The organism is Komarekiella delphini-convector SJRDD-AB1 (assembly GCF_014831675.1).
GTDB lineage: Bacteria > Cyanobacteriota > Cyanobacteriia > Cyanobacteriales > Nostocaceae > Komarekiella.
Genome location: NZ_VJXY01000046.1, coordinates 28,445 through 53,227 on the forward strand (window position 1 = coordinate 28,445; position 24,783 = coordinate 53,227).

The 24,783-nt window shown below is 43.1% G+C and carries 24 protein-coding genes; 9 read left to right on the plus strand and 15 right to left on the minus strand.

Annotated features, from left to right (window positions below):
* Window positions 1-527: 527 nt before the first annotated feature.
* Together FNW02_RS28990 and FNW02_RS28995 are read right to left on the minus strand one after the other, a co-directional pair.
* Window positions 528-938: a response regulator gene (locus FNW02_RS28990; protein ID WP_191760920.1), complete on the minus strand. Its 411-nt coding sequence runs from the start codon at window positions 936-938 to the stop codon at window positions 528-530.
* Window positions 939-1,365: 427 nt separating this feature from the next.
* The gene (locus FNW02_RS28995; protein ID WP_191760921.1) at window positions 1,366-5,502 is read right to left on the minus strand and encodes a HEAT repeat domain-containing protein; all 4,137 of its coding nucleotides are present in this window, start codon (window positions 5,500-5,502) and stop codon (window positions 1,366-1,368) included.
* Between the two features lie 271 nt (window positions 5,503-5,773).
* On the opposite strand from FNW02_RS28995, the gene FNW02_RS29000 reads away from it, so the two are divergent.
* A complete protein-coding gene (locus FNW02_RS29000) occupies window positions 5,774-5,968 on the plus strand; it encodes a hypothetical protein (protein ID WP_191760922.1) in 195 nt (64 codons plus the stop codon).
* 161 nt (window positions 5,969-6,129) lie between these two features.
* Here the strand turns inward: FNW02_RS29000 and FNW02_RS29005 are convergent, their stop codons facing one another.
* Both FNW02_RS29005 and FNW02_RS29010 read right to left on the minus strand, forming a co-directional pair.
* On the minus strand, window positions 6,130-7,752 hold the full coding sequence (locus FNW02_RS29005; protein ID WP_191760923.1) for a relaxase/mobilization nuclease domain-containing protein: 1,623 nt from the start codon (window positions 7,750-7,752) through the stop codon (window positions 6,130-6,132).
* The gene (locus FNW02_RS29010; protein ID WP_191760924.1) at window positions 7,730-8,182 is read right to left on the minus strand and encodes a plasmid mobilization protein; all 453 of its coding nucleotides are present in this window, start codon (window positions 8,180-8,182) and stop codon (window positions 7,730-7,732) included. The genes FNW02_RS29005 and FNW02_RS29010 overlap by 23 nt, the downstream gene beginning before the upstream one ends.
* Before the next feature lie 515 nt (window positions 8,183-8,697).
* Here FNW02_RS29010 and FNW02_RS29015 point away from each other — a divergent pair.
* The 3 genes from FNW02_RS29015 to FNW02_RS29025 are packed head-to-tail and all read left to right on the plus strand — an operon-like array spanning window position 8,698 to window position 10,731.
* The gene (locus FNW02_RS29015; protein WP_191760925.1) at window positions 8,698-9,192 is read left to right on the plus strand and encodes a hypothetical protein; all 495 of its coding nucleotides are present in this window, start codon (window positions 8,698-8,700) and stop codon (window positions 9,190-9,192) included.
* Window positions 9,189-10,007, plus strand: coding sequence for a hypothetical protein (locus FNW02_RS29020; protein ID WP_191760926.1), 819 nt, complete (start codon window positions 9,189-9,191; stop codon window positions 10,005-10,007). Before FNW02_RS29015 ends, FNW02_RS29020 begins: the two co-directional genes overlap by 4 nt.
* Window positions 9,997-10,731: a hypothetical protein gene (locus FNW02_RS29025; protein ID WP_191760927.1), complete on the plus strand. Its 735-nt coding sequence runs from the start codon at window positions 9,997-9,999 to the stop codon at window positions 10,729-10,731. Before FNW02_RS29020 ends, FNW02_RS29025 begins: the two co-directional genes overlap by 11 nt.
* 148 nt (window positions 10,732-10,879) lie before the next feature.
* Here FNW02_RS29025 and FNW02_RS29030 read toward each other — a convergent pair whose 3' ends face one another.
* The 9 genes from FNW02_RS29030 to FNW02_RS29070 form a co-directional block, all read right to left on the minus strand.
* Window positions 10,880-11,098, minus strand: coding sequence for a hypothetical protein (locus FNW02_RS29030; RefSeq protein WP_191760928.1), 219 nt, complete (start codon window positions 11,096-11,098; stop codon window positions 10,880-10,882).
* A gap of 213 nt (window positions 11,099-11,311) precedes the next feature.
* Window positions 11,312-13,105: an ATP-binding protein gene (locus FNW02_RS29035; RefSeq protein WP_191760929.1), complete on the minus strand. Its 1,794-nt coding sequence runs from the start codon at window positions 13,103-13,105 to the stop codon at window positions 11,312-11,314.
* The gene (locus FNW02_RS29040) at window positions 13,102-13,638 is read right to left on the minus strand and encodes a hypothetical protein (RefSeq protein WP_191760930.1); all 537 of its coding nucleotides are present in this window, start codon (window positions 13,636-13,638) and stop codon (window positions 13,102-13,104) included. The genes FNW02_RS29035 and FNW02_RS29040 overlap by 4 nt, the downstream gene beginning before the upstream one ends.
* Window positions 13,639-13,663: 25 nt before the next feature.
* Window positions 13,664-14,380, minus strand: a complete 717-nt coding sequence (locus FNW02_RS29045; RefSeq protein ID WP_191760931.1) for a hypothetical protein — start codon at window positions 14,378-14,380, stop codon at window positions 13,664-13,666.
* A gap of 13 nt (window positions 14,381-14,393) precedes the next feature.
* Complete coding sequence (locus FNW02_RS29050) at window positions 14,394-14,786, minus strand: hypothetical protein (protein ID WP_225225972.1); 393 nt, start codon at window positions 14,784-14,786, stop codon at window positions 14,394-14,396.
* A complete protein-coding gene (locus FNW02_RS29055; RefSeq protein WP_191760932.1) occupies window positions 14,786-14,980 on the minus strand; it encodes a hypothetical protein in 195 nt (64 codons plus the stop codon). The genes FNW02_RS29050 and FNW02_RS29055 overlap by 1 nt, the downstream gene beginning before the upstream one ends.
* 241 nt (window positions 14,981-15,221) lie before the next feature.
* A complete protein-coding gene (locus FNW02_RS29060; RefSeq protein ID WP_191760933.1) occupies window positions 15,222-15,446 on the minus strand; it encodes a hypothetical protein in 225 nt (74 codons plus the stop codon).
* Window positions 15,447-15,448: 2 nt separating this feature from the next.
* Window positions 15,449-15,679 (minus strand): hypothetical protein, encoded by a 231-nt coding sequence (locus tag FNW02_RS29065; RefSeq protein WP_191760934.1) that lies wholly within the window; start codon window positions 15,677-15,679, stop codon window positions 15,449-15,451.
* A 3-nt stretch (window positions 15,680-15,682) separates the two neighbouring features.
* Window positions 15,683-16,825: a ParM/StbA family protein gene (locus FNW02_RS29070; protein ID WP_191760935.1), complete on the minus strand. Its 1,143-nt coding sequence runs from the start codon at window positions 16,823-16,825 to the stop codon at window positions 15,683-15,685.
* Window positions 16,826-16,911: 86 nt separating this feature from the next.
* On the opposite strand from FNW02_RS29070, the gene FNW02_RS29075 reads away from it, so the two are divergent.
* The 5 genes from FNW02_RS29075 to FNW02_RS29095 all read left to right on the plus strand — a co-directional run bounded on the left by FNW02_RS29075 (window position 16,912) and on the right by FNW02_RS29095 (window position 22,024).
* Window positions 16,912-17,133, plus strand: a complete 222-nt coding sequence (locus tag FNW02_RS29075; protein ID WP_225225973.1) for a hypothetical protein — start codon at window positions 16,912-16,914, stop codon at window positions 17,131-17,133.
* A 406-nt stretch (window positions 17,134-17,539) separates the two neighbouring features.
* The gene (locus FNW02_RS29080; RefSeq protein WP_191760936.1) at window positions 17,540-20,431 is read left to right on the plus strand and encodes a DUF3854 domain-containing protein; all 2,892 of its coding nucleotides are present in this window, start codon (window positions 17,540-17,542) and stop codon (window positions 20,429-20,431) included.
* Between the two features lie 323 nt (window positions 20,432-20,754).
* Window positions 20,755-21,336 carry a tyrosine-type recombinase/integrase gene (locus FNW02_RS29085; RefSeq protein ID WP_191760937.1) on the plus strand — a complete coding sequence of 194 codons (582 nt, stop codon included), beginning with the start codon at window positions 20,755-20,757 and terminating at the stop codon, window positions 21,334-21,336.
* Window positions 21,337-21,365: 29 nt separating this feature from the next.
* The gene (locus FNW02_RS29090) at window positions 21,366-21,605 is read left to right on the plus strand and encodes a DUF2281 domain-containing protein (protein ID WP_191760938.1); all 240 of its coding nucleotides are present in this window, start codon (window positions 21,366-21,368) and stop codon (window positions 21,603-21,605) included.
* The gene (locus FNW02_RS29095) at window positions 21,602-22,024 is read left to right on the plus strand and encodes a type II toxin-antitoxin system VapC family toxin (RefSeq protein WP_191760939.1); all 423 of its coding nucleotides are present in this window, start codon (window positions 21,602-21,604) and stop codon (window positions 22,022-22,024) included. The genes FNW02_RS29090 and FNW02_RS29095 overlap by 4 nt, the downstream gene beginning before the upstream one ends.
* Before the next feature lie 25 nt (window positions 22,025-22,049).
* Here the strand turns inward: FNW02_RS29095 and FNW02_RS29100 are convergent, their stop codons facing one another.
* Together FNW02_RS29100 and FNW02_RS29105 are read right to left on the minus strand one after the other, a co-directional pair.
* Window positions 22,050-22,664 (minus strand): GntR family transcriptional regulator, encoded by a 615-nt coding sequence (locus FNW02_RS29100; RefSeq protein WP_191760940.1) that lies wholly within the window; start codon window positions 22,662-22,664, stop codon window positions 22,050-22,052.
* A 514-nt stretch (window positions 22,665-23,178) separates the two neighbouring features.
* Window positions 23,179-24,780, minus strand: coding sequence for a B12-binding domain-containing radical SAM protein (locus FNW02_RS29105; protein ID WP_191760941.1), 1,602 nt, complete (start codon window positions 24,778-24,780; stop codon window positions 23,179-23,181).
* Window positions 24,781-24,783: the final 3 nt, after the last annotated feature.

Here is a 24,783-nt window from a genome sequence, read left to right on the forward strand (position 1 = left end):
CCTTACTTGAGTCTTATTCACAAAGATAGATAGTTATCGGTAGCTATTATATATTTAGTGTTAAATTTGACAAAAAACAATCGCGGTGAGGGGTGTGGTAACTACCCCCAAACTGTCAATTTTGCGCTATGATTTAATGTTTAACTTGCAAATAATTGATAGCTATGTCATCTCAAAAATGAAAATTAATAATGACTAAGCCATTATCGCGCAAGGAAGTTTCACAGCACTGGCAGTCTTAAACCTTTACTAAAAAAGATTGACAGCCTTTACAAGATAGCCGTTTCTTAACTGGCTTTCTTACTGAGGCTGGCTTGTTTGTTTATAGTATAGGCTCTACTCTGCGGTATAAAATAGCGTCAAAAGCAAAGCTGGTTAGGGTTTAAGCAAAAATAAGTTGGTCAGGCTTGGCACGCGCCCTTTCCGGCGCGTGCCGCCTCCATGAGAGATTGTGAATGAATTGATAAATATAAGCCTGACCAACTTATGAGAGCGGGGGGGCTTAACAATTCGCTACTTAGATATTGTTAGAAATGATGTCGTTGCTGTAGAGCCGCCTGGACATATCCTATTAGTACATCAGGGTCAACGGGTTTTCGGATAACTCCAGCTACCTTGACATCAGGCTCCTTTCTCAAAAACGCCTCTTCGTCTGCCGTAATCAACAAAATAGTCAGAGATTGTAAAATCGGGTTGTTTCGGATGCGCCGAGCGACTTCGTACCCATCCATGTAGGGCATCATCACATCCAGTAGAAGTAGATCTGGTACTTTGGATTCAAGTCTTGCTAGTGCTGCCGCTCCCGACTCCACAATGTCAACTTCATAACCCTCTATTTCTAAAATAGTTTGGAGGAAAAAGCAGTTGTCTGCAACATCGTCGCACACAAGGATAAGCTTATTAGTACTATCTTGTTTAACTCCTGTTTGAAATGCCATCTTGAAATAAAGACAAAAACTTTTATTTAGTCCTTTATAGTTAGACCAACAAATTTTTTCGTCTTACTGTGGTGTTACATGCTAGGGTGAGTTTTCCCAGTTACTTGATATAAGTTCGCGTTCGCACCTAGTTACAACTTTTATAAACAAGGCACTTTAAACAAGCCAAACATCCTATTGCTTACTTTTTCTTTCCAAAAACGCCTAATAACATAAGTAAATTCTCAATTATTACCTGATGGGCATTGATTAAAATCTATGTTTTGCGAGCGCCTCAATTTAGCTCAACGTCACGTCAATATATATAGCTAGTAGTTACACGATTGGGCTAATTCGTGGAATTAGAGCCTCAAAGTATTGAGATGACGTTAGGCGATAGTCAGTGTGATAGTCGGTGTGACAGCACGGGCGTTACTTTCCAACCCGACTAACGATGCCAAGCTTGATAAAAGTCCAGATAAGTCATAGTTTGGGTGCAGTGCCAGATAACTTTGTAAGCCTCATTTGATAAGTGATTTTTCAAAGCGGTAACAACTACTGTCATATTTTCAGATTCTGTTAACAAATTTTGTAAACTTGATGCTGCTTCATTACGGATTTGTTGCGATTGAGAATCACGAATTAACTCTACTAACGCAGTGATAGCAGTGGGATTATCTTTAGCTATTTTCCCTAAACTTGATGCTGCTTCATTACGGATTTGTTGCGATTGAGAATCACGAATTAACTCTACTAACGCAGTGATAGCAGTGGGATTATCTTTAGCTATTTTCCCTAAACTTGATGCTGCTTCAATACAGATTTGCTGCGATTGAGAATCACGAATTAACTCTACTAACGCAGTGATAGCAGTGGGATTATCTTTAGCTATTTTCCCTAAACTTGATGCTGCTTCAATACAGATTTGCTGCGATTGAGAATCACGAATTAACTTCACTAATGCAGTGATAGCAGTGAAATTATCTTTAGCTATTATCTCTAAAATTGATGTTACTGTAAAACGGATAAATCTCGATTGAGAATCACGAGCTAACTCCATTAATGCAGTGATAGCAGTGAAATTATCTTTAGCTATTATCCCTAACGATAATGCCACTATCAAACGGATTCCTTCCGATTGAGAATCACGAATTAACTCCTCTAATGCAATGATATCAGTGGGGTTATTTTTAGCTATTATCCCTAAACTTGATGCCGCTAGATAACGGATTCCTTCCGATTGAGAACCACGAGCTAACTCTTCTAATGCAGTGATAGCAGTGGGGTTATCTTTATTTATTTCCTCTAAAAATGATGCCACTAGAAAACGGACTTCTTCCGATTGAGAATCACGAGTTAACTCCTCTAACACAGTAATAGCAGTGGGATTATCTTTAGCTATTTCATCTAAATCTGATACCGCTTTAAAACGGATTTCTTCCGATTGATCATCAAGAATTAACTCTTCTAATACAGTGATAGCAGTAGGATTATCTTTAGCTATTTCCCTAAAAATAAATACCAATAGGTAACGGAATACTTTCAATTTAGAATCAAGAATTAACTCCACTAATGCAGTGATAGCGGTGGGATTATCTTTAGCTGTATCCCCTAAAATTGATGCCACTTTATTACGGATTTTTTCCGATTTAGAATCATGATCTGATTCCTCTAATACAGTGATAGCAGTGGGATTATCTTTAGCTGTATCCCCTAAAACTGATGCCACTTTATTACGGATTTTTTCCGATTTAGAATCATGATCTGATTCCTTTAAGGCAGTGATAGCAGTGGGATTATCTTTAGCTATATCCCCTAAAATATATGTTACTTCATTACGCATTTCTGGCGATTTATAATCACGAGCTAATTCCTTTAATGCAGTGATAGCAGTGGGGTTATCTTTAGCTATATCCCCTAAAATATGTGCCGCGTCAAAATGAAATCTTGGCGATTGAGAATCACGAGTTAATTCCTTTAATGCAGTGATAGCAGTGGGGTTATCTTTAGCTATATCCCCTAAAATATATGCCACGTCAAAACGGAATTGTGGCGATTGAGAATTACGAATTAACTCCACTAATGCAGTGATAGCAGTGGGATTATCTTTAGCTATTCTCCCTAAAATATATGCTGCTTCAAAACGGAATTCTGGCGATTGAGAATTACGAATTAACTCCACTAATGCAGTGATAGCAGTGGGATTATCTTTAGCTATTTCCCCTAAAATTACTACTGCTTCAAAACGGATTTTTGGCAATTGAGAATGACGGATTAACTCCACTAATGTAGTGATAAATGCAGTGAGAACAGTGGGATTATCTTTAGCTATTCTCCCTAAAGCTACTGCTGCTTCAATACGTATTTTTGGCGATTGAGAGTCACGAATTAACTCCACTAATGCAGTGATAGCAGTGGGATCATCTTTAGCTATTATCCCTAAAATTGATGCTGCTTCAATACGTATTTTTGGCGATTGAGAATTACGAATTAACTCCACTAATGCAGTAATAGCAGTGGGATTATCTTTAGCTATTTCCCTTAAACTTAATACTGCTGGCCAACTGATTTTTTCCGATTTAGAATTTTCTATTAACTCCATCAATGCAGTGATAGCTTTTTTACGATCCGCTTCTACCAGGAAAGCCTTAGTACTTTCTTCTATCTGTTGGTGAAATCTCTGCCAGTCCTGTATTTTAATATTAAAATAACCAAAGCGCCATGTGACGATTTGCTTCACAATTGCACCTGCCAAACCACAATCTTTAAACTCGGCAATCCCAGCTGCGGCTAGAAAGTAGGCTCGGTATTCATAAAATCCCTTCCAGTCAGGAATTTGACTCTGACTTTTGCACCCATCCTCAAACTCTAACAACGCCTTAATAAATTCTTCCTTCTGCTGCTGTTTTATATCCTCTCGCCCCAACCATAGCAAAATTACCTCTTTCCATTGTGGTTCAAAGATGCGATAGCTTCCTTGTTCTGGGTTCTCAGGAATGTGATTTAGAAAATATTGCCAATCGTCAACAGCTAATGCTGCGAAATATTCCTCAAAGGTCGCATGGTAGAAGGCATAAACTTTTTCTTTGCTGGAAGATTCAGCCGCAATCCCTACATGATTCAGCCAACCGAGTTTTAATGCTTTGTAAAACAGCGAAGTCTCATCATCTGGATAGCCTAATTCTTCAATAATAAAAGTTTCTCGCAACCGGAACCGTGAACCCTCCTCGTTGATATCCCGTAGAGCTAAACGTCCCAATGCCTGATTTAAATGCTGTTGCTCTTGGATGCTGGTGCGGAAAAGGTTTTGTTTCCATTTGTAAAACTGTTGCACACACTGATGGTACAGTCCTGCCTTTGTCTCTGGTAAACCCCCCTCCTCACTTTGCCAGATACTACACAACAGTGCCAAACGCAGAGGAGTTTGCACCATATCCCGCAAACGCACCCGTTCAGCTGAGTCTAATTTTGTCTTTAACCGTTCTCCTTTTTCAATCTCTTCCACAAACCAGTTATTGATAAACTGATGCACCTGTTGGGGGTAGTCAAAATCGAGTAGGCGATAAGTTTTAAAGGTTTCTAGTGCATTACGATCTGCTTGCCAAACATTCAGCCGACAAGTTAATACCACCCACGATGAACGCCCTACCCATCCAGTTAACTGACGAGAAATTTCTTCTAATGGCTGGTGAGATGCTGAACCTTCAGATATTTCATCCACGCCATCCAACAGCAGCCACACTCGCCCTTGCTGAATTTGGTTTATAAAGTCATCCCGTATTTCTTGGGTCAACTTTGTTGAGGGAATTGCTTGTTCAAGCCAACTATTACATATATATGTTTGAATATCCGTCAAAGTTCCATTTCGTCCCAAGTCTGCCAGAGAAACCCAGACTGGTAAACCTAAATCTTTCTCTAATACCCAAGAAGCGATCGCTTGCAGTAGTGTTGTTTTCCCTGCACCCGGTTCCCCAATTACAGCTATTTGCTTACCTTTGGTTTTACCTGAGCCGTGTTCTAGAATTTCAATTTGGCTTAAGAAAGCTTCATGCTCAAATCGCTGCTGCGTTTCATACTCCGGTTCATACAGACGGGTTCCCGCATCTGGGGAAAAGTCTTCCTTGTTGCGTTTATCTGTTTTCGTCCTCTGCACTAGTGCTAAGGGAACATAAATCTGCTTTCTTTCTTTTTTGGCAGATTCATCTTGCATCAAGGGGTTGCTAGTTATCCGCCCCTGGGGTTCTAGCATGGTGCTACACACTTTATGCCAGTCAACAATATTATCTTTAATCTGTACTGATAAATTTAAATTTTGGTAGTTAGCAATATCATTCAGATTTAGACCTAAAGAACCAATAATAGACTGAAAACTACTTTCATCAACAGCCTCTCCTTTAAGGAATCTTCTAACTGTACTAAGGTCTACATAAGACTGAGTTGCCAAGTATTCCTGAGTCCAACACTTTTTACCACGCTTATTCTGGATTTCATCATCTGATTTTTGAAGTTCGGCCATTCTGCGGCGAACTTTTTTCAGCCCTTCTGGGGTTGCTGCGATACTACGAGAATTTGGCGTTCTATTCATTGATGAACAGCAGATGACTAACTCAGATATTACTGGTTACAGTGTATTATTTAGTTCTAGTAGATAAGCTAATAATCTTTCAAATTGTATCCCCGTGTCTCCCCTGCTTTGCATTCCCGCGTCTTTCTAAGGCTAAGGATTATGCAACTTAAAAGCAGATTAGCTTATTAGTTCAGAAAGGTTCAGTTTAGTTTGAACTGTTTTGCTCTGGAGAAACACCTTTAAATCAAATTACCTTTGTCTCAAAAGCAATAGAGATGAGGTTGAAATAATGTTTAATAACCAAATGACTGCGTTAAAACCACAACAGAGGATCACAACTATCCAACCCACAAATTTCCCATACCAAGTTGATGTTACACCTGTATTGCTGCAAAACCCTTATAGTCCCTTTGCGATCTCCCTAAGTGTTGCAATCGTAATTGGTGCGGTTGCTTCCTTGATTAAAACTCTAAAATCTCAGTAGATTAGACCACAATTAGCATAATCCAAGCAACTCTTAACAAATAGGCGGCGCAGCGGAGTGTCTGCCGCTGCCTGCAACAAATTGGTTTGCTCAACTAGTGGATTTGTGGCAGTGGCAGACACCGCCTATTTGAGCGCAGCGGTTAAGAGTTGCGCCATCACCTAGAGGGAGATCCCTTTACTCTGTCTTCTTTCTTGTTGCCGCTTTTCTTCTATTATTTGTTGCAATACGCGCTCTGCTTCTTGCCAAAAGTGATGGTCTTCTCTTTCTACTTCCCCCACATTAATCGGTAAATACTCAAGCTCACCTGACTGGTTTCGGTTGACTACCACTCGAAAAATCTCACCTCGTTCATCATGGGTAAATACCAGTTCTCTACCCTGCTTCTCTAGAGTTGCACGTTTGAATCTAAGGCTATTTGAGCCACTTTCTCTTAGCTGCCAGTTGATTAATTCAACAGCAATAGGCACTGCGTCCGCTAAGAATTCCTCTTCTTGACGCTGCTTTTGGTCGAGTGAATGTTCTGGTTCTGGCTCAATAGTTGCCAGTTGATTGCTAGCGATTAGTACCAATGCCCTAGCTTCATCAGTAGTCCATTTAGCTGGACTGGCTTTGATAATTTCTTCAACATCCAGGGCTGAATTTTCATCTTTAAGCGCCCGTATAGCAATTTCTTTATCTCGGTCAATCACTAATAAGTTTTGCAATTCAGTACTGTAATGCTTGTATAACTCTGCTGATGTAGCCGGGGTTATTAGGGGTTTAGCTTCGACTATATTTTGAGGTTTATTAGACGAAACTGGAGATATTAGCTGCTGTTTATTTTGCTGAATCGGGGCAGATTCTAGCAATTTATTTAGGCGTTTAATTTCGCTATTGTCCCGTAATGGGTCGTAGTTTATCCCCAATTCTGTCTGAAGCTTTGTAAAAGAACACTTATATTTATTAAGATTACCTCCCTGTTTCCAGAGCAGGCGAGGGCTACCATCTTCATTAACTGAGCCAATATCAATGCCAAACTTGATGCCTCTTACCCCACCATGACCGTAATAACTAACGATGGCTTTGACTTGATACTCTATCCATAACCGCTCAATAAACTTTGGCATTGTGGGTTTATTTACTGCCACTTTCTCAATCGCTCGGCGCATTATTTCTTCGCCTGGGAGTCCATCGCGTTCGACCCGTTCAAGTTGATTCCGAGTCATAGCTTTCTGCTTGCTTTCCCAACTACTTTGGACTGGGGTTAGCTGAAATTCTCGCTCTAGCAGTCGGGCAGAGTGTTCAGAATGGGCGTAATTGTTCCAGGTGCGGATAGATTTACCATCTAGATTATTGACTCTAGATGCAACGATATGGGTGTGGTCATGTTCTTTATCAGAGTGTCGCGCTATAAAGAAGTCATAAGCTGGCAGTTCTGATTCTATCAAGTCGTTAACTAGCTGGTTTAGCTTGGTATCTGATATTCTTTTTTCTGGCTGTTTAACTTGGGATTCATCACCTTGAAGCCGAGATAGTACAATGACCGATGCCAAGTGACGTTGGGACAGATTAGCTAATTCGTCATCATTGAGAGTTCTATCAGTCTTCGGTACACTAAGCATTAAGTGATAGCATGGGTCTTTAAGCTGAGGATTAAGATGGGCTGATAAGGTAAACTGTTCTACCAGTTCATTGGTACTTCTCCCGTACATATTCCCGCCAATGATTTTGGCTTTCTCTTTCTCAAGCACATATTTAGTAGTGCCACGAAATGATTTGTTAGCTTTGACTTTTGTAATCATTGCGCTGCACCTCTCCCGTAGGTTGAGTAAGTGATTGGCGAGTTTGTGATAAAAGTGCTGTCAATTCTTCAATAGTTCTCAGATATGATTTGACCTCGCTAGTCAGGGGTTGGCTACCAATTTTTACAGCTTCGTTAATAGCCCTAGTCTGCTGATTCAGATTGTTACCAATCTTCTTTAGCTCGTAGATAGCCTGTCGGTTAACTTCGGGAATAACTAGCTTAGGATGTGGTAGAGGGTAATCAAATAATCTCGTTCTAATATAGTCGCTTTGCACCACTCCACTGCACCGTTGCTCTAGTCTAGCTTTCTCTGCATAGCTAGCCCTAAACGTGATAGTTATTTCTCGCTTATCATCTGGAGATACTGACCGATTGCTTAATGTGTCAGCTAGTTGATTACTAAGATTGATACGGGGGTCTGGTTGCATAACTAATTAGACGGAGAGTTATCTGATTTTTTATTTTTTAACCGAGTCATTCGCTGTAGCTGCGATGGCGCGAAGCGCCAAGCAGGTAGGCGAATGACTTGGAAACTTCAGTTACTTCATGCTTATTATTTGGGTATTTTATTGGATTTAACGGGGGTTTGGGGGACACCCCCAACAAGCAAACACGCCGCTATTCCGTAGGAATAGCAGCGCCATTGGCGCGTTACGGCGTATTGCTTGCCTCCGCCCCAACGCGTAACCGAGGGTAGGGAGAAACCCGGACACAAAACGGGTAAGCGCGGTTGGACGAGACTCAGGCTACCCACGAGTACCCCTCTGCATTCCCCTAGTGTAACTGGGGAATGCTTCTGTTATTCAATCTCGTGGGTCTTATAGAAACATCAGCCTTGATTAATGCGTTTTAATTGATTCTTGTTACATCTATACATAATTATTAAACCTGGAATTAGCGCAGTTTGTTTCTACAATGGAATTATTTGTTACGACTGCCAACTATGCCCCGTAAACCAAAAGCTGTCCCTTTATCGAAAGTAGAAGATATTCAAACTAGTCTCAAACAGAAAGCGGCTACTCCTAAGACTATAGGCCTGTCAGATTTAGTCCAAAGTTTAGCTAAACCTATTCAAGATATGTTAGACGCTGGTTACTCTTATGAAGATGTTTCTGATGTATTTAAAGGTCATGGGGTAGAACTAGCGGCCAGTGGTCTGAAGGGCTTTCATAAAAAAGCTTTCCTCTCAACTGATAATATCTCCAGTAATAAATCATCAGATAAAGCGATTGATGAATCAGTTGATGGCTCGGAGTCGTCATCATTAACCTTGGAATCAACTGTAACTAATGATGAAGTTCCATCAATAGAGCCGGATAGTTCATCAACGAATAGTAGTGAACCATCCGACTACAAGACAACTCAACAGGGCAAACGAAAGAAACCAACGACTAAAACTTCTGCCCAATTTAACGTCACTGATAGGAGTAACGTATGAAACGTATCGTGATGATTCTGGGGGGTAAAGGTGGTACAGGGAAAACTGCCTTTACTCGTTTACTACTGGATGTAATGCATTCAAAGGGGATTAATTATCTAGCTTATGACGCTGATACAGAGAATCCAGAATTGTACGATTATTATCAAAACTTTGGTAATGGTGTAAGACTATTAAACTTCTTAGAGGTGGCAGAGGCAAAACGCTTCTTTACGGAGATAAAAGCCGAATCACCGGATGCAATAGTCGTAGATATGCCAGGGGCATCAAGCAATAAAACCAGGGAGATTATCAGTAAGTTTGGGCTATTTAAGATTGCAGGTGATTTAGGTTATAGGGTAACGCTGGTGACTGTATTAAACCTTGGGTATTCGGTGATAACTAGCTTAAAAGCTATGGCTGAGTTCTGTGATGATAAAGCTGATTATGTAGTGGTAAAGAATCTCTGTTGGGATAAAGGATTAGGTTTTCAACGTTGGGATAATAGTAAAACGGCGGGAGCGATCGCCGAACTAAAAGGCATAGAAATATCTATGCCAGAGCTAGACTATTCAACTTTTGACACGTTGACAGAAAAAGGTCTGCCTTACTCGGCTGCTACTGAAGAGAACGGATTTCCTTTTGGGGATTACCTACTAGTGAGTGGGTTTTTGGATCAGGCTAAACCAGAGCTTGAAAAGGCTGGGGTTTATTTAGGATTGCAGCAAGCAGAGGTGAATCAAGCTGCATCCTCGTCTAAAACTTCAACATCAAAGCAAGTAAAAGCAACTGCATCTACTTCTCGCCGGGGTCAAAAGAAAACTAATGAGCAGTAACAGCAACGGCAATCACAACAATTCCCCTGACTTAACTGCCAATTCAGTAGAGAGTAGTGAACTGGGAGAGGTCAAGATAGCACTTGGCAGATTGTATAAAGAATTTGAAAGTTTTAAGCAATCACAGAAAACTGAACGCGAACGCGATAGGGCAGAGTTACAAGCATGGGCGCAAACGAATTTAATTCAGAATCAACTCCTCAGCAAAGCGATGGTGACTATCGAGATGCTAACGGGAGAACTGAAGAATCAGAATCTCTCCTGGAAAGAGTTCGAGCAGAGCAACGACAGTTTGAGGCAAGAATTAACTCACTTACTGAGTCAGTCACAGAATATAAGCAAATCCTCATCGACATCAGAGAGTTTAGAGTTCAAAGGACTAAAGAGCGAAATCTCACAGTTAAAGTCGAACTGTCACGACCTGTTGATTCACACGAAGAACTTGACTACGGTTATTCAGGAGTTGAAGAACAGTCCCCCCAAGACTACCACGATAGAAAGAGAGGTTTTTCACGCTGAACCCATAAGTAAATATGGGACGATGGGGATGTTTACTGCATTATTTACTTTGTTGATTTTCTTTGGATTCAATCAATTTATTCCGGTAAACATCTCGGACGATATCGACACTTATTTAAGAGCAATTTGGCAACGTACAGGCTATAGCAATACTAAGTTACAGCGAATTGAGAAGCGTTTTGGGACTGACCCCAATCAAAGATGAGGTGTCAGGTAATCTGATAGCTGAGTCCAAATAATTGATTAAAATCAGCATTTATTGTGTAGGTAGAATTGGACTTTACCTACACAATAACTGCTGATTATAGCGGTGAAGCTCAATTCACTGATTCGTAAAGTTCCGAGAGTGTATATCAAGTAAACCTCGATAAATAGCTATCAACTACCTTGCCTTCACGCTCCCATTTTTCATTCAAAAGTCCACAAAGAACGAAAATATTGCCTTGAGGGTTGCGGTGATGTTTACCTTTGATTGCCCAGCAACGAAGGGTGTATGTACTTTCGTAGCCAAGAACTAATGCCAGTTGGTCGTAAGTTAATGACCAGCGTTTCTTAAACTCAATTGGGTGCATAGTATTCAGCTATCTCTAGAAATTAATTAGCAGTGAAAAGCGGACATTTGGCAGACATGGACTAGACACGCGGTGTCAGCGGTGTCAGCGGCTGGTGTCCGAGTAGTGTCTATGTGATGTAAAGCTTTCAGGTTTTTGGTGTCTGCTGTGTCTGGTGTCTAATGTCTGCCAAAATCACCTCGTTTTCTGCCAAAGACACCAGACACTAAGGAATTAAATTTGATTGAGCTTGATGATTCCAGGAGCTACCCAATCGGCTAGCCCAGCTCCAACAATTTCGTACATCCAACCCTTGATTTGCTCAACAGTGAATCTCTCTGAGTTCACTTTAAAGTTGCCCTTGAACTCCCTAACATCAGCCTCTATTCGTTCAGTTCTGGTGAGATATTCATACAGTTTTTGCGCCATTGGTGATAGTTTATTAGGCGCATCTTGGGTGTCACCTGCCTTGTTACCTAGATTGATTTCCAGTTCATAAATGCGCTCTAAAGTGGCTTTATCGATAGGGGGATTTGGCTTAGATTCTGCTGGTATAGTGTCGCTAAAGTCAGATATTTTTGCAGTCATCTTGGGCAATTCAACTAATATCCATTCGTTAGAACTATCGAGTTTGACCTTTGCTTTACCCGTAGATTTGGGCTGTAGTGTAACTGGATCTACTTGGGCCAAACATTCAACTTGGAGCATTTTAGAAACAAGATTATGTAATCCCTTGATGCCAAATAAACACGTAGTCGTGTTGTTGTGAGCGACCACAGTTAAAGGCATCTCTTGTTTACGAGATTTGGTTAACGCCAACTTGCCAAACTTTGAAAGTAATTCTTCATCCTTAATAAAGTCGCCGTAGGTAGTGACTTCTTCACAAAGAAGAGCAGTTGCCTTACCATCAGCCCATAATTTTTGTCGCCATTGGTCTTCACTCAAGTTTGAGTTATTGAATGTATAAAGCCTGCTTTCTATTTCCTCAACATAGGCGCGGATCTGTGCTTCAATATCTGACCAAGAGTGATAACTTTCCAGCCCCTTCCACTCTGCGCGGTTGCTGTCTGGGTCTAACACGATTACTCGATAACCTGCTTGTTTTTTAAGTCGGGCAACGTAACGGGCTAACCAGGATTTACCGCCCCCTTGGTTGCCCCATATCAGGGCAGTTTGTTTGACCAAATTTTGCACCCATGCATCGGGTGAAGCTGCAATTACCCCTGGTTCATTTCCAGTAACCTTATCGTTCGGGTCAACCGTCCCCTGTAAAGTCTGAGTACCTTGTAGATAGGGCGTTTTCATAAGACGCAGCTGCTTGATGTACTCTGCCTTCTGTTGCTCGGTCATGCCAGCCGTTTGCGCTGAAAAAATAGCGTCAGTTGCTTCTAGCTGGGTCACTTCAATCTCGGTGTGGGCGTAAATCTCAGCTTTTTGGATATCAACAGTGCGTTCGTTAGCGATTAAATCCAAGTCAGCTTGCAGTTCCACCTCTCTAATCGCAATATCACGGTAACTGTCTAACAGCTCTCGACGTGCAGCCATCTCTGCTCTTGCTGCATCCCGTTTTTGGGCGATGTCTTCAAATACGGCTCTCTGTCTCTCCTCCGATTGGCAGTGTCGCAGCATCCACCCAGCAAGCGCAAACCCCACGAATCCGCCAAACGCCCAAAACGGCTTATATGGGTTGGTTGCTTTCACTAGCCCGTTAACTCCCAAAGATTTGTCACGCACTACTTGAGGGGGCATTCCCTCTTGTTTCCACTGCTCCCAATAATATGGCGTCATTCTGAAAGGTCGGCTATTCAAGTCGTTACATTTTAGGTAGCTTTGGGGAGTCCGAAAGCAGAAGTAAATGCGCGAGCTTGACTCCCCTTTCCAAGCCATTGCCGCCGAGCCAATACCCACAGTCAGACTCAGCCCAATTGCAACGGCTTTCTTATCAAAGGGCAGTTGACCAAACCACTTCATTAAGCCGGATTGTTGGGACTCTTCTAACTGTTTATACTTCTCACTTAAATAATTCATTTACGAGTCCTGCCACCAAATAGAAAAATCATTAATACTGCTACGACTATCGCCACGCCTGCACCACTCATCCAACTGGAATAATCCGCAATTTTGGGTGAGTACATCTGTTCAATTTCAGTATTAGCTGTTTGTGCAGAAGTACTCGATTCTAACCACTCCCCCAGAGGCTCGGAGAGCGCACATAACAACGCTAATGATGCACTGCAACCAGTCATTAAATTAGTGACAAACTTGTTGAACCCTTCACCTGTTGCAGTGGCAGTAAAATACAGGTGTGCAGTACCCACAGCTAGAAACATTCCAACGGGGTGAACTTGCAATAAATGAAAGGTGAAAATCACTGCACTGTTTAAGCAGCTGCCAGCGACAATCTCACAAGCATTTCCAGCGCGTCTAAATGTCCTACCTCTGTTATTTTCTGGCAGTGGTGGTGGTTGTTCTGGTTGTTGCTGTTGTTGTGGTGTTTGTGCCAGCCCTTTAAATGAAAAAGGGCTGACGTTAGTTGATGAATCAGCTTTTCTAACTAACATCAGCCTTGCCCTTTTAACTAATTACTTATCTATCGCCCAGCTTGTTCCACAAGTTACCCAGCATTGCGCCCCATCCTCTAACTGTTCCGGTTGCGGAAACACTAGATGCTGGTGCATAACTTTGGCTAGTAACTGGTATCACTTCCTGGGGTGCTTGATTGGGTTCTAATGCCCTTGAGCCATACCTTGCACGGGCTAAAAGTTGTTGCCGTTTTTCCCTCAGTCCCGTAGTGATTGCTTGTCTTTCAGCCTGCACAGTTTGTTTATTTTCTATGCTGCTGATTTTATTTTCATGTCTCCACAATTCTGCTTGTAAATCGTGGTGTAATTGCGCTGCAACTTCTGCTAGTGCGTGTTTGCGTTTTTGGTCAATTCGCAGCAGATCCGCTCTATCTTGGGCATCGATTTTACTCATCTCTGAATCGAATTCCGAATTGAGCTTGCGAATCTTAGCGATTGCAGTTGCAACATGGGAGCCGTATTGCTTTCTTAATTCTGTCCAAGTAACCTGCCCCTTGGTCAACTTCTCCATCGCCTCAAAGACGACCTTAGCGTTGTCTAAGAAAGGCTCTAATCTCTCTGATAATTCTTGGGCATTATTTGCATAATCTGCAAACTGTTCTAGCTTATTTATGTCTGAAAGATAGCCCAAAATATCAGCGTCAAATCCTCCCCAAGTTTGTGCTTTTTCATCAATATGGCTTGCATGACCAAGTATAGGGTTTCGTATTGCAAAATCCATTACGCTCCACTCCTTAGCGTTGGTATTTGAGTTGATTAATCAATGCGGATGCCAGTCCCAGATGTTCGCCCAAAGTCACCCTTTTATTGATACTCTGGGCAATAAGAGAAACTGTTGAAACAGCGGCAGCCGCTACTGAACTGCCTTGAATATTTATCTCTGCATTCAACAGGTTTTGGACGATTCCATGTAATAGCAACAGTTTTTCTATCTTGCTGAGTTGCTCAAATGTGCTGCCGTACCGCTGCTGAAGCTCATCCAGGTACGAACCATCTCCGGGCATAGCTGACGTATAAAAGCCGATGGGTTTGTTCATTTTGCTAATATCTTGGTGTGATGTGTACTCACGATGCACTCTGATGAGCGATTGCCTTACTTTGGTCGGTGGGTGCAATCGCTTTATCATCAGTTATCCCGAAATTCATTTAATTCAATAACCTCTCGAACCACTTGGTTTTCGCTTAATTCTTTTCGCCGTAGTGACGAATTAGTGAACACGTATCGGGCTAGTAATCCACAATTAGAACGGTGGCTGTAGCGCAGTTGTTGACCCCGAAATTCGTACAAATGATTACGCTGTAAGGCTGCTATTTCTAACATTTGTTTCCTCAACACCGGTTCGAGAACTCGATATCTAAAATCGCTTCATGAATCTCCATCAAGGCTTGGACTGCATCACCCAAGCGCAGGTCATTCGATGTGCTGAACCTTGAGGAGCCTTCAATTTCTCGGTAATTTGGAGATGCTTGCACAAACCGTAAAGTCTGTTCACAGCCGCAGAGGATAGTGATGATTTCGGTGGTCGTTAACGATGGTTGCGTCTGTATCGTTTGGTGATCGTTCATGACTTCTTCCCTTTTCTTTGCGTTTTTATCGGTGCGGTTGGGGTTTCTGGTTGAGCCGGTTTTTGTAGTACATAGCTGATTGCCCCTGCACCACCCACAGCGGCGGCGATGGTAAACATATTGTTTCTGCCGAAGTACTGCACTCCGAAGTAGCCAAGCGCCAGAAAACCAAGGGCAGCAACAGAAGCAACAGAGAGTCTAAGTGTGTTGTTTGGTTTCATGGTTACGCTACGAACAAATTATCAAAGTTACTTAAGCTGTCGGGTTGGGACTGCTCAGTTAGAGCAGGTTGTTGCTTGTGCTGACAGCACAGTGAATTTTTCTCTCTAAAATAAGCCCTTAAAATCCAAGTCACAGCAGAGGTCAGGTCATCTGTAAGAAGCAGTTTTTCCGCCTCAGCCTTTACGGGGTCAATCAAATCTTTGGGGATGCAAACCCGGTTATCTTTCGCCATAAATTAAGCCTTCTTTAGTGATGCAACAGCTAATTTAAGTAACCCAATTGCATTGGCCGTCTGGGAATTAGAAATCTGTGCTATTCCTTGCCTAGATGCGATTGCACTAACCGATGGCAGCATTGCACCACCACCCACAAGGTAAATAGCATCCAGGTCATCAGCGCGGGATTGCAAATGCTTCCACGCAGGCACTAAACAAGATGCAAGCCATCCTTTCAGTTCCGATGAGTAAATGCTAGAAAACTCCCAACTGGTGGTTCCATAAACAAAGTTCTTGCTCATCCCCTCTCGGATGAGATGAGGGTTAGCTGGTTTACCAAGGTGGCGACGGGTTTGCAGATTATTAGCTATCGCCTCGCAAAGATGGTGAACGCCTACTGTGTCAATCTTGCGACTATTTTGTAATAGTTTGTTGCCTTCAAATATTGAGGTGATAGTAGTTCCATGCCCCAGGTCAATCAAAGCTACTTTCTGCTGACCAGGGGCGCGGGAAACTAACAATGCTCCTACACCTTCCTCTGTTATTTGACAGGTAATGTCAACATTTACAATGTCTTTGCCATCAAACTTGACGACGTGCTTACCTTGCAAGGCTTTCTTTAGATCATGGGCAAAGGCTTGAGAGTCATGCAATGAAGCGACTAAAAACAAGTTATAGCTCTGCTGTCTAGGAGTTAGAGCAATTGCACCTAAGAGCATTTGCAGTCCATAAGTAATTTTGTTTTTAAAGTCGTCAACAATGCGTCCAAATGACTGCTTACAGTAGATTTCAGCGGTTTCACCAATCAACCACTTAGAGCCAGATAGATCAGAGCGTTCGCCCTGAAGATATTCGACTACCGCACCGTTGCCTAAGCTTTCGTAGTCGTTAGAGTCTGTCTCAATGACTTGTTTAAAGTAGGAGGGGATAAGTATCTCTCCTTCGGAAAAATGTAGTTTACAATACCCGTTACCACAATCCCAAGAAGCAGGGGTCAACGATGGGGCTAATGTCCCGATTGTGGGACTTGATGCCAAATCTACCATCTGATTAAAGTCCTTTGAGGTTGTTTGAAATTTTTGCAAAACCCTTGTAGTAAGCAAATTGTGGATATCTGCGGTTTCTGTTCTATCCGTCTTACGGGGTCTGTTATCCGCTTCCATCCGTGGTTATCTTCGCCACTTGTGGGTTTATATCTTACAGTTCTCAACTTAGCATATAATATGAGAAGTTAGCAAGTTGAGAGGGGATGAGAAGTGTAAAAATATCAGCAAAAGGATATATCTTGAGAAGGGAGAACATGACCGAAGATGACGTGAGAACAGAGAAGATAAACTTCACTTGTGACACAGAAACAAAGCAGTACTTAAGAGTATGGGCAGCAAAGGAGGGTAGAACACTTAGCAATCTTGTTGAGAGAATTGTTCTTGATGCGATAGAGAGAGATAAGCAGTCTGGGGGCGATAAGTAATGATTGGCCCTTTTCCTCTCCCTCCGTTGCCACTGTCTGACCACAAGTTTCTACCAGAATGCCTAGCTATTTACTTTGTCTTAGATAGCGATCACATCCTATATGTAGAGCAGGACGCAGTACAATTATCAAGAAAAATGCTTAAAAACTGGCTAAAAAACAAAAATTCCCAAGCATTCAATCTGCTTGGGTACAAAAAAAAGGAGTAGCTCTTGCTGCTTCGGGTGCGCTCTGTTAGATGATGAGGCGAACACCAAGAACGATTACCAGTCGTTCACGAATAGGCAACAAAAACCACTGCCAGATTGAAATATTAATATTTGTTCACTCTCTAACCTAACAGAACGCGACGACAACAGCAAAGAACTACTCCCAAAATTCACACAAAATACATGGAGTAGTACAAATGAATACGCTAGAAATGCAAAGTGCGCCCGGACTGTCAAATCATGGCGCAGCGCATAAAAATTCAGATCCCCTCATCACAGCACAGTCAGCGCCAATTAAGCAAGACCTAGCACCACACAATCCCAAAACAGCCAGCAGCACCCCAAAAGAGAAACGGCAGAACAAATTTGAGAGCTTTGAAGAGTTCCAAGCCTATATTCGTAAGTCTTTTATTGAAGGAAGTGGAATAGCTCCAGAAATTTTCGACGCAAGCGTAGAATTCCACCAAGACATTGAATGTGGGCCAGGCGGTGATGTAGAAACACCCATACATGAAGCTTTGGGATGGGAATACAAGCGATTCAGGCATCAAGCCAATGAGCCATTATACGCAGCATTTCTAATTAACGAAGATAAAAGCATCTGGCAAGTAATCGTTAGCATCTGGGACGCAGAAAAGCAGCGCCCATACCAATACTTTGCCCCAAAAGGAGATGGAAACCGTGCATTCCTGCCCCCAGTTCCTCCAGGAGTACGCCAGCTAATCGCTGAGAAATCGGGCTTGGATGTGCCAATATTCGGTAGTTTCTGGCAGTGGGTGAAAGAGTCAGTAAATCAACTGGGAACTACGGAAGGGGGCAAAAAAGCTCTAAGCGCCCTATCCCACGGACACATCATGATTGGGCTATATGGCTGTGAATGTGGCGCACCCGGAAGACCTCCGGCGCTGATGGCGGACTTAACACCCTTCGTTGGCCCTGGTTCAACATTGGCGATTGCCTTTGATCAAGATGAAAAACCTTCAGCCATCAAAGCAGTCGCCAGGGGAATAAAAAAGTTAAAAATTGTACTTCAAAAGCTGGGTGCATACGTTGCTATTGTTGAATGGAATTCAAAAGATGGCAAAGGATTAGATGATTTCATCGTGAACAAGGGAGAAGAAGCTTTTGACGACGCTTACAACAGAGCGATCGCCTACATGGAGTCGCAGTTTGCTGTATCTAGCAACGACTCAAGCGACAAAAGGCCGACCGCGGACAAAATTAGTCGGGAGATAGCCGAAGAATTCCGAGATCGCCTAGCTTACAACAATGAAGCTAGGCAGTGGATGCACTATGAGGTCAAGTTACCTGGGGTATGGTCAGGGGAAACCGAAGAAGCCATAGAGATGATTGTTTATCAAATCATCACTGCCAGGGGCATCGAGGGCTATAACTCCCATAGCTACATCACTAATATTGTTAAATTCCTGCGTTCGCAGCTGTTTGTCCGTGAATGGAATGAGCGCTCGCCCAAAGAACTGATGCCATTTTTCAATGGAGTCCTTGAGATTGCCACGGGCAAGTTTTTACCCCATTCTCCTGGCTATCGGCTGACTTGGCAGCTGCCACGTGAACATGACCCCAAAGCTACTGATTGGTCACACATCGACGCTTTCCTAACACACTTGGCGGCAGGGAATGAACAGCTCAAAGATTTGCTGATTTGTTACTGTAATGCGGTGTTAAAGGGACGCTACGATTTACAGAAATTTCTGCACCTGATTGGGCTGGGTGGGACAGGCAAAGGTACTTTCGCCCGGCTGCTAGTGAGCTTAATTGGGTCGGAAAACGTCCATAGCACCACGCTCGAAGATTGGTGCAATAATCGGTTCGAGGGGGCAAATGCTTACAAGAAGCGGCTGGTACTCTTCCCAGACGAAGACAAACAAACAGGGAAGCTGGGTAAATTCCTTTCGCTGACTGGAGAAGACCCGATTAGAGCGGAGGAGAAGGGAAGAAAGGCTTTTAATTATCAATATGACGGCATGGTGCTGCTATTATCCAATCTGGCAATTTTCACAGGCGATGCCGTAGGGCGGGTGAAGCGGCGGGTGATTTCATTCCCTTGCAACAATGCCGTAGACCCAATTAAATGCCGCAATCTAGATATTGAATTTGAGCCAGAACTAGCAGCGTTTACCAATTACGTTCTGGGTCTATCAGACGACCATGTGACCGCTGTAATTAAGGGCCTGCAAGAAATCCCAGAATGCACACTGGAATTTTGGGAGAACCGCACCCGTGTAGATGCAATCGCGGCGTGGTTGAATCAGTACGTGATTGCTGACCCGATGGCGAAGACTCCTATTGGCAGCGATCGCTTTGAAGGCGAGTCCGGCTCAACCCCAAGCACCCTGTTTGGTTCTTACAACCGCTATTGCCATAAGGCTGGTAGTAAACCGAAAAATCATAACAACTTTTCGCCCGATCTACTGGAACTGTGCCGCAGCGTTTTGGGCTGGGGAGTGGAGAAATATTCTACCAAAACGGGTAAATTTATCCGGGGGCTGCGGCTTAGGGTAGCTGGGATAGATGATCACATTCCCACCCATGATTACACTCTTGCTCAAAATCTTTTTAAGGGTGACGGCACTGGTGACGGCACTGGTGACGGCTCACAACCCGCACTAAATAAGGACTTGACGGCGGGTGACGGCACTTTCCCAAATCTGCTGGAAAAACAAGTGGAATTAGTTTTAGAGCAAGAGACTCAAATCGAGATTTCTTTGTTATCAGAAAATCTTTTACCACCACAGTCTATTGAAAATGATTTGGTAATAAATAAAAGTGGAGTGGGGTTTGAGCCGTCACCGAAGGTAAAAGCCAGTCAAAGTAATAGTTTCGAGCCATCACCAGAGCCGTCACCAGAGCCGTCACCATTAGAAACCGAATCAAATGGTCAACTAGTTCCATCAATTGAAGTTGGCGCTGTTGTGGTTTGGGCAGGGGACATATATAAAGTGCAGATGATATGTGATGGCGTAGTAGACGAGGTAGTGGGTAATGATTACGTGGTGGTGTGGACTAATCGAGAATCAGGCACAACTTTTAGGGGTCGCCACAGTGCAAGTGAACTGCGGCTGACTTAAATCAACGACAGTTTGTCCGGGCTAATAAACACAAAAATGATGATGATTGGTTTGATGTCCCACGCGAAGAAAGGAAAATTAAGCTAGTACACAAAGCAAGCGATCGCTTTCTCTATGATTGTTGGAGGAGAGGGAAGTGACTTGATTGTGCCTCTGTTGACTGACGGCTTTAGCGCTTTGTGATCAGCGTGTGTCAACTGTCTGGGTGAGACAGATGATAATTGTTTGCAATAGTCGGTAATGAGTGGTGTTTGGCAACGAGAGATTAAGGTTTTCGGGGTTTAGGCGATAAAAGTAGTATTAGTGAGCGTAAGATATTCCCTATGAAGATCAATCGCTTCGGCAAGGCCGAAATCCTAACCCCCCAAGAGATAACCTTACTATTTAGCGAAGGTTTTGTTAAGCCACGCGATCGCGCTCTGTTTGGCGTGTGCCTTTATGCCGCTGCCCGAATTAACGAGAGCTGCACTTTGCTGCGTGGGGATGTCATCGGCTCCAGGGGGATTAGACCCAAGCTGATTATTAGAGCTTATAACACCAAGGGGGGGCAGGATACCAGAGAAATTCAGGTACATCCCAAGCTCAAGGAATTTTTAGAGTCTTATAGCCAGGAGTTAAAAGGGAGAAATCCTCATTTGTTCCCCGGTCGTCACGGGCTGGGGCATATCCATAAAGCTAGTGCTGACCGAATATTACGTGAGGCACTGCGGCGTGTAGACTTAGATGAAAAGGGGATATCTTCCCACAGCTTTCGGCGGACGGCGTTAACCTGGATGAGTGATGCAGGCGTTCCCTTGCGCCACATTCAATCAATCAGTGGTCATCGCTCACTTGCTGCCCTGGAGCGATATTTGGGTGTGACTGAGCAGCAGAAAGAAAATGCAATTTCTACTTTAGTTTTTTAAGTCAGTATGGATAACGTCTGGAGGTTGCCTTGAGCATTGTACAAACTGCCACTGAAAAAATGCGGTCACTCCCACCAGAGAAGCAACAAGAAGTCTTAGATTTTATTGAGTTTCTGCAAAGTAAGCTAGTACAAGAAAATACAAACATTGAACAAATTGAGCCGATTTCATTTTTGGCAGCAGCTCAACAATTTGCTGGTTGTATTGATGATGGCCCCGGTGATTTGGCGACGAACAAACAATATCTAGAAAGTTTAGGAAGTGAATGAAGCAGCGAGTCATCATCGATACGGGGCCATTAGTAGCTTTTATTAATCGCAGAGAGCATCTTCATGCCTGGGTAATTAACACCTTAGCGAAAATTGAGCAGCCTTTACTGACTTGTGAGGCTGTGATTGTAGAGACTTGTTTTTTGTTGCGAAATCTTAACGGTGGTCAGGAAACAGTGATGTCAATGCTTGGGTCAGGAAACATCTTAATTTCGATGCGCTTAAGTGAAGAAGCAGCAGAAATTGAAGAATTGCTGCGGCGATATCAGTCGGTTCCGATGTCGTTAGCAGATGCGTGTTTAGTGAGAATGACACAACTATATCCTTCAAGTGAATTGCTCACATTTGATAGCGATTTTAGGATTTATCGAAAGAATCGTAATCAATTGATTTCTGTGATTATGCCTGTTGATGTGTAATCAGAAGATTAATCTAAAATGCCTCTTATTTAAATTTTTTGGGTTTTCCAATTGACCATGCTACTTCTCCTCCCTTCCTGACTCCCGCCCTGGTAAAAACAAAACCAGCATCATCAAACTGTGTACCGTACCCGCGAACAGTAGCAGGCGACAATTTCAGTAGAGTCGCTAGTTCACGAGTGCTGAGTAGCCAACCATTTTTATAAGCTTCTTCCAATGCCCGTAAATGGGCAACTGGGTCAGAAGCTAATCCTGGAAGCTGGCGGACGATGGCGGGAATCAGCCGTGTCACTAAACCTTCTATTAGTTGCGGTAGTTGACCGAGCTGACTGGCGGTTAGTCCGGTGACTGTTAACTGACCGTCAGACTGACTGGCAGACTCTATGCCAGAATCAAAATGCTCATATTGACTGCCGGACTGACTGGCGTACTGGTCGGCAAAGTTCGCCATGCTGCCACCCGCTTTCATGTGAGCATCTAGCTGGTCAAGCAACTCTAACTGCTCTCCACTGACATAAGACTTATTACCAATTTTGGTTGGCTTAATGCCTAACCGATTGATGCGATCATAGAGAACGGATTTAACAATTCCGTACTTGTCGGGAAGCTGGGCTACTGGCACTCGGTCGAGTTTGGTCATAGTCGGCGGTCAGACTGGCAGACTGTTTGTGTAAGAGCATACACGCTCTCACTCTTAATTAGCAACTTCATCCATCAACATCAGCAAGGGAGGAAGATGACATAGATATTAATCAATGCTTTAGCACTGTTTATCAGCATTTAACTTATGGGATGAGGCACAAGTAAGAAAAAAGTAAGCCCTCAAAGAAAGATTACCTAGCTAAAAAGCTTGTTAGATAAAGGTTTCAGTAGCCAGTGCTGTTTACCTTTCTTGCGCGATCGAGGCTGCTCTACCTCTAATTATATATATTGTGGTTTTGGTATTTGTGGCTTTGAGAAGGAATGATTGGATACCACGAGTAAATATCTGCACGTTAGCCCTGATAGGATTTCTGGAGAGGTTTTAGTTAAGCGATGCTCTGAGCCATTTTAATTAGCTATCGCCCTCCATCAATTATCCGTGTCTGACAAAGCCCATTTTGATATCAAAACTTGATATCAAACACCTAAAAGTTTCTTAAAGCCGTGGAATATCAAATGTCCAGCGCTTGAAGTTGTTCGTTTGCTGCACAAACCTCAGGTAGCATAGGGACTTTTAGTGGGTCGTAGCCTAATTGTTGAGTAATCCGTTGCCTAGCTAAAGCGCGGTACTCCCAAAAATGTTCTCCCGCAGCGCATAGACCTAAATACATATTGAGAACTTGAGGCTTTCTGTGCAGAATTGTCCATAGTTGTTGCCAAAACTGCAAGCGAATTTCAGGTCGTCGTAAGCCCTGATGCCAGATTACCTGAGCAACAAGCCGCAACCCCTTACCTGGAGAAAATTGCATCGTTTGCTTTCGCTTAGAGGGCGAGTTAATACTGAGACATTGCTGAAAACTGCGTCTTAGATAGTTGCTGGGTTCATATAACATCCAGAAGCCTTCTGCATACTCCTTAGCAATTTCAGCTATTGGGCGGGTGGGGATAAAATTCATCAAGGAATTCTGGTCTCCAACCTCAGTAACGCCAATACCTTCTACTAAACGCTGCTCTTTTTGAAGACGGTTCCATAAAGCAGTATTGGGCAAAGCTTGGAGAATGCCCAGCATCGGTTGAGGAATACTAGTTTGTTCAACAAAAGCTTGAATCCGTTCTCCTGCTCCTGGGCGTTCTCCGTCAAAACCAAGGATAAACCCCGCATAGATGAGCATACCTGCCTCATTGATCTTGCGACAGGCTTCGATTAACGGATTACGAGTATTTTGAAGTTTTTGTGTTACTTGCAGGCTATCTTGATCGGGGGTTTCAATGCCGAGAAAGACAGCATAAAAGCCTGCTTCATTCATCAGATGTAACAGTTCATCGTCTTCTGCTAAATTCACAGAAGCTTCAGTGATGAAGGTGAATGGATAGTCGTGCTGCTTCACCCAAGGAATCAATTCTTTTAGGAAGCGTTTGACGTTACGCTGATTGCCAATAAAGTTGTCATCAACGATGAATAGTGACCCTCGCCAGCCTAAATCATAAAGAGCTTGTAACTCGGCTATGGTCTGGTGAGGCTCTTTAGTGCGTGGTTTACGACCGTAGAGTGTAATAATGTCGCAAAACTCGCAGTTGAAGGGGCAACCGCGAGAAAACTGGATAGCCATCATCAAGTAGGCATCCCGTTGCAGCAGGTCAAAACGTGGCATCGGGCTTTGGGTGACATCAGGTTTTTCCAGGGATCGGAAGATTCCTTGCTCTTTGCCGTCTTTGAGTGCTTCTAGAAACTGTGGAACTGTCAACTCCCCTTCATCCAAAACCAGATAATGCGCTCCAGAGTTAAGGGCATCTTGCGGGATTGAAGTGGGGTAAGGGCCCCCAACTGCAACTTTTTTGCCTAACCGCACCGCTTTTTGAATTAGCGCATGGAAATCTGGTTTTTGCACCAGCATTGCAGAAAGAATTACTAGGTCACACCACTCCCAATCAGCTTCTGTTTCAAGATTCACATTGCGATCGCAAAATCTAATTTCCCAGTCCTTGGGTAGAAGTGCTGCAACTGTAATAATCCCCAGTGGAGGCAAGACGGCTTTGAGTCCTGCAATTTTCATAAAGCGATCGTAAGACCAAAAAGACTGGGGAAACTGAGGGTAAATCAATAGTGCTTTCATGAA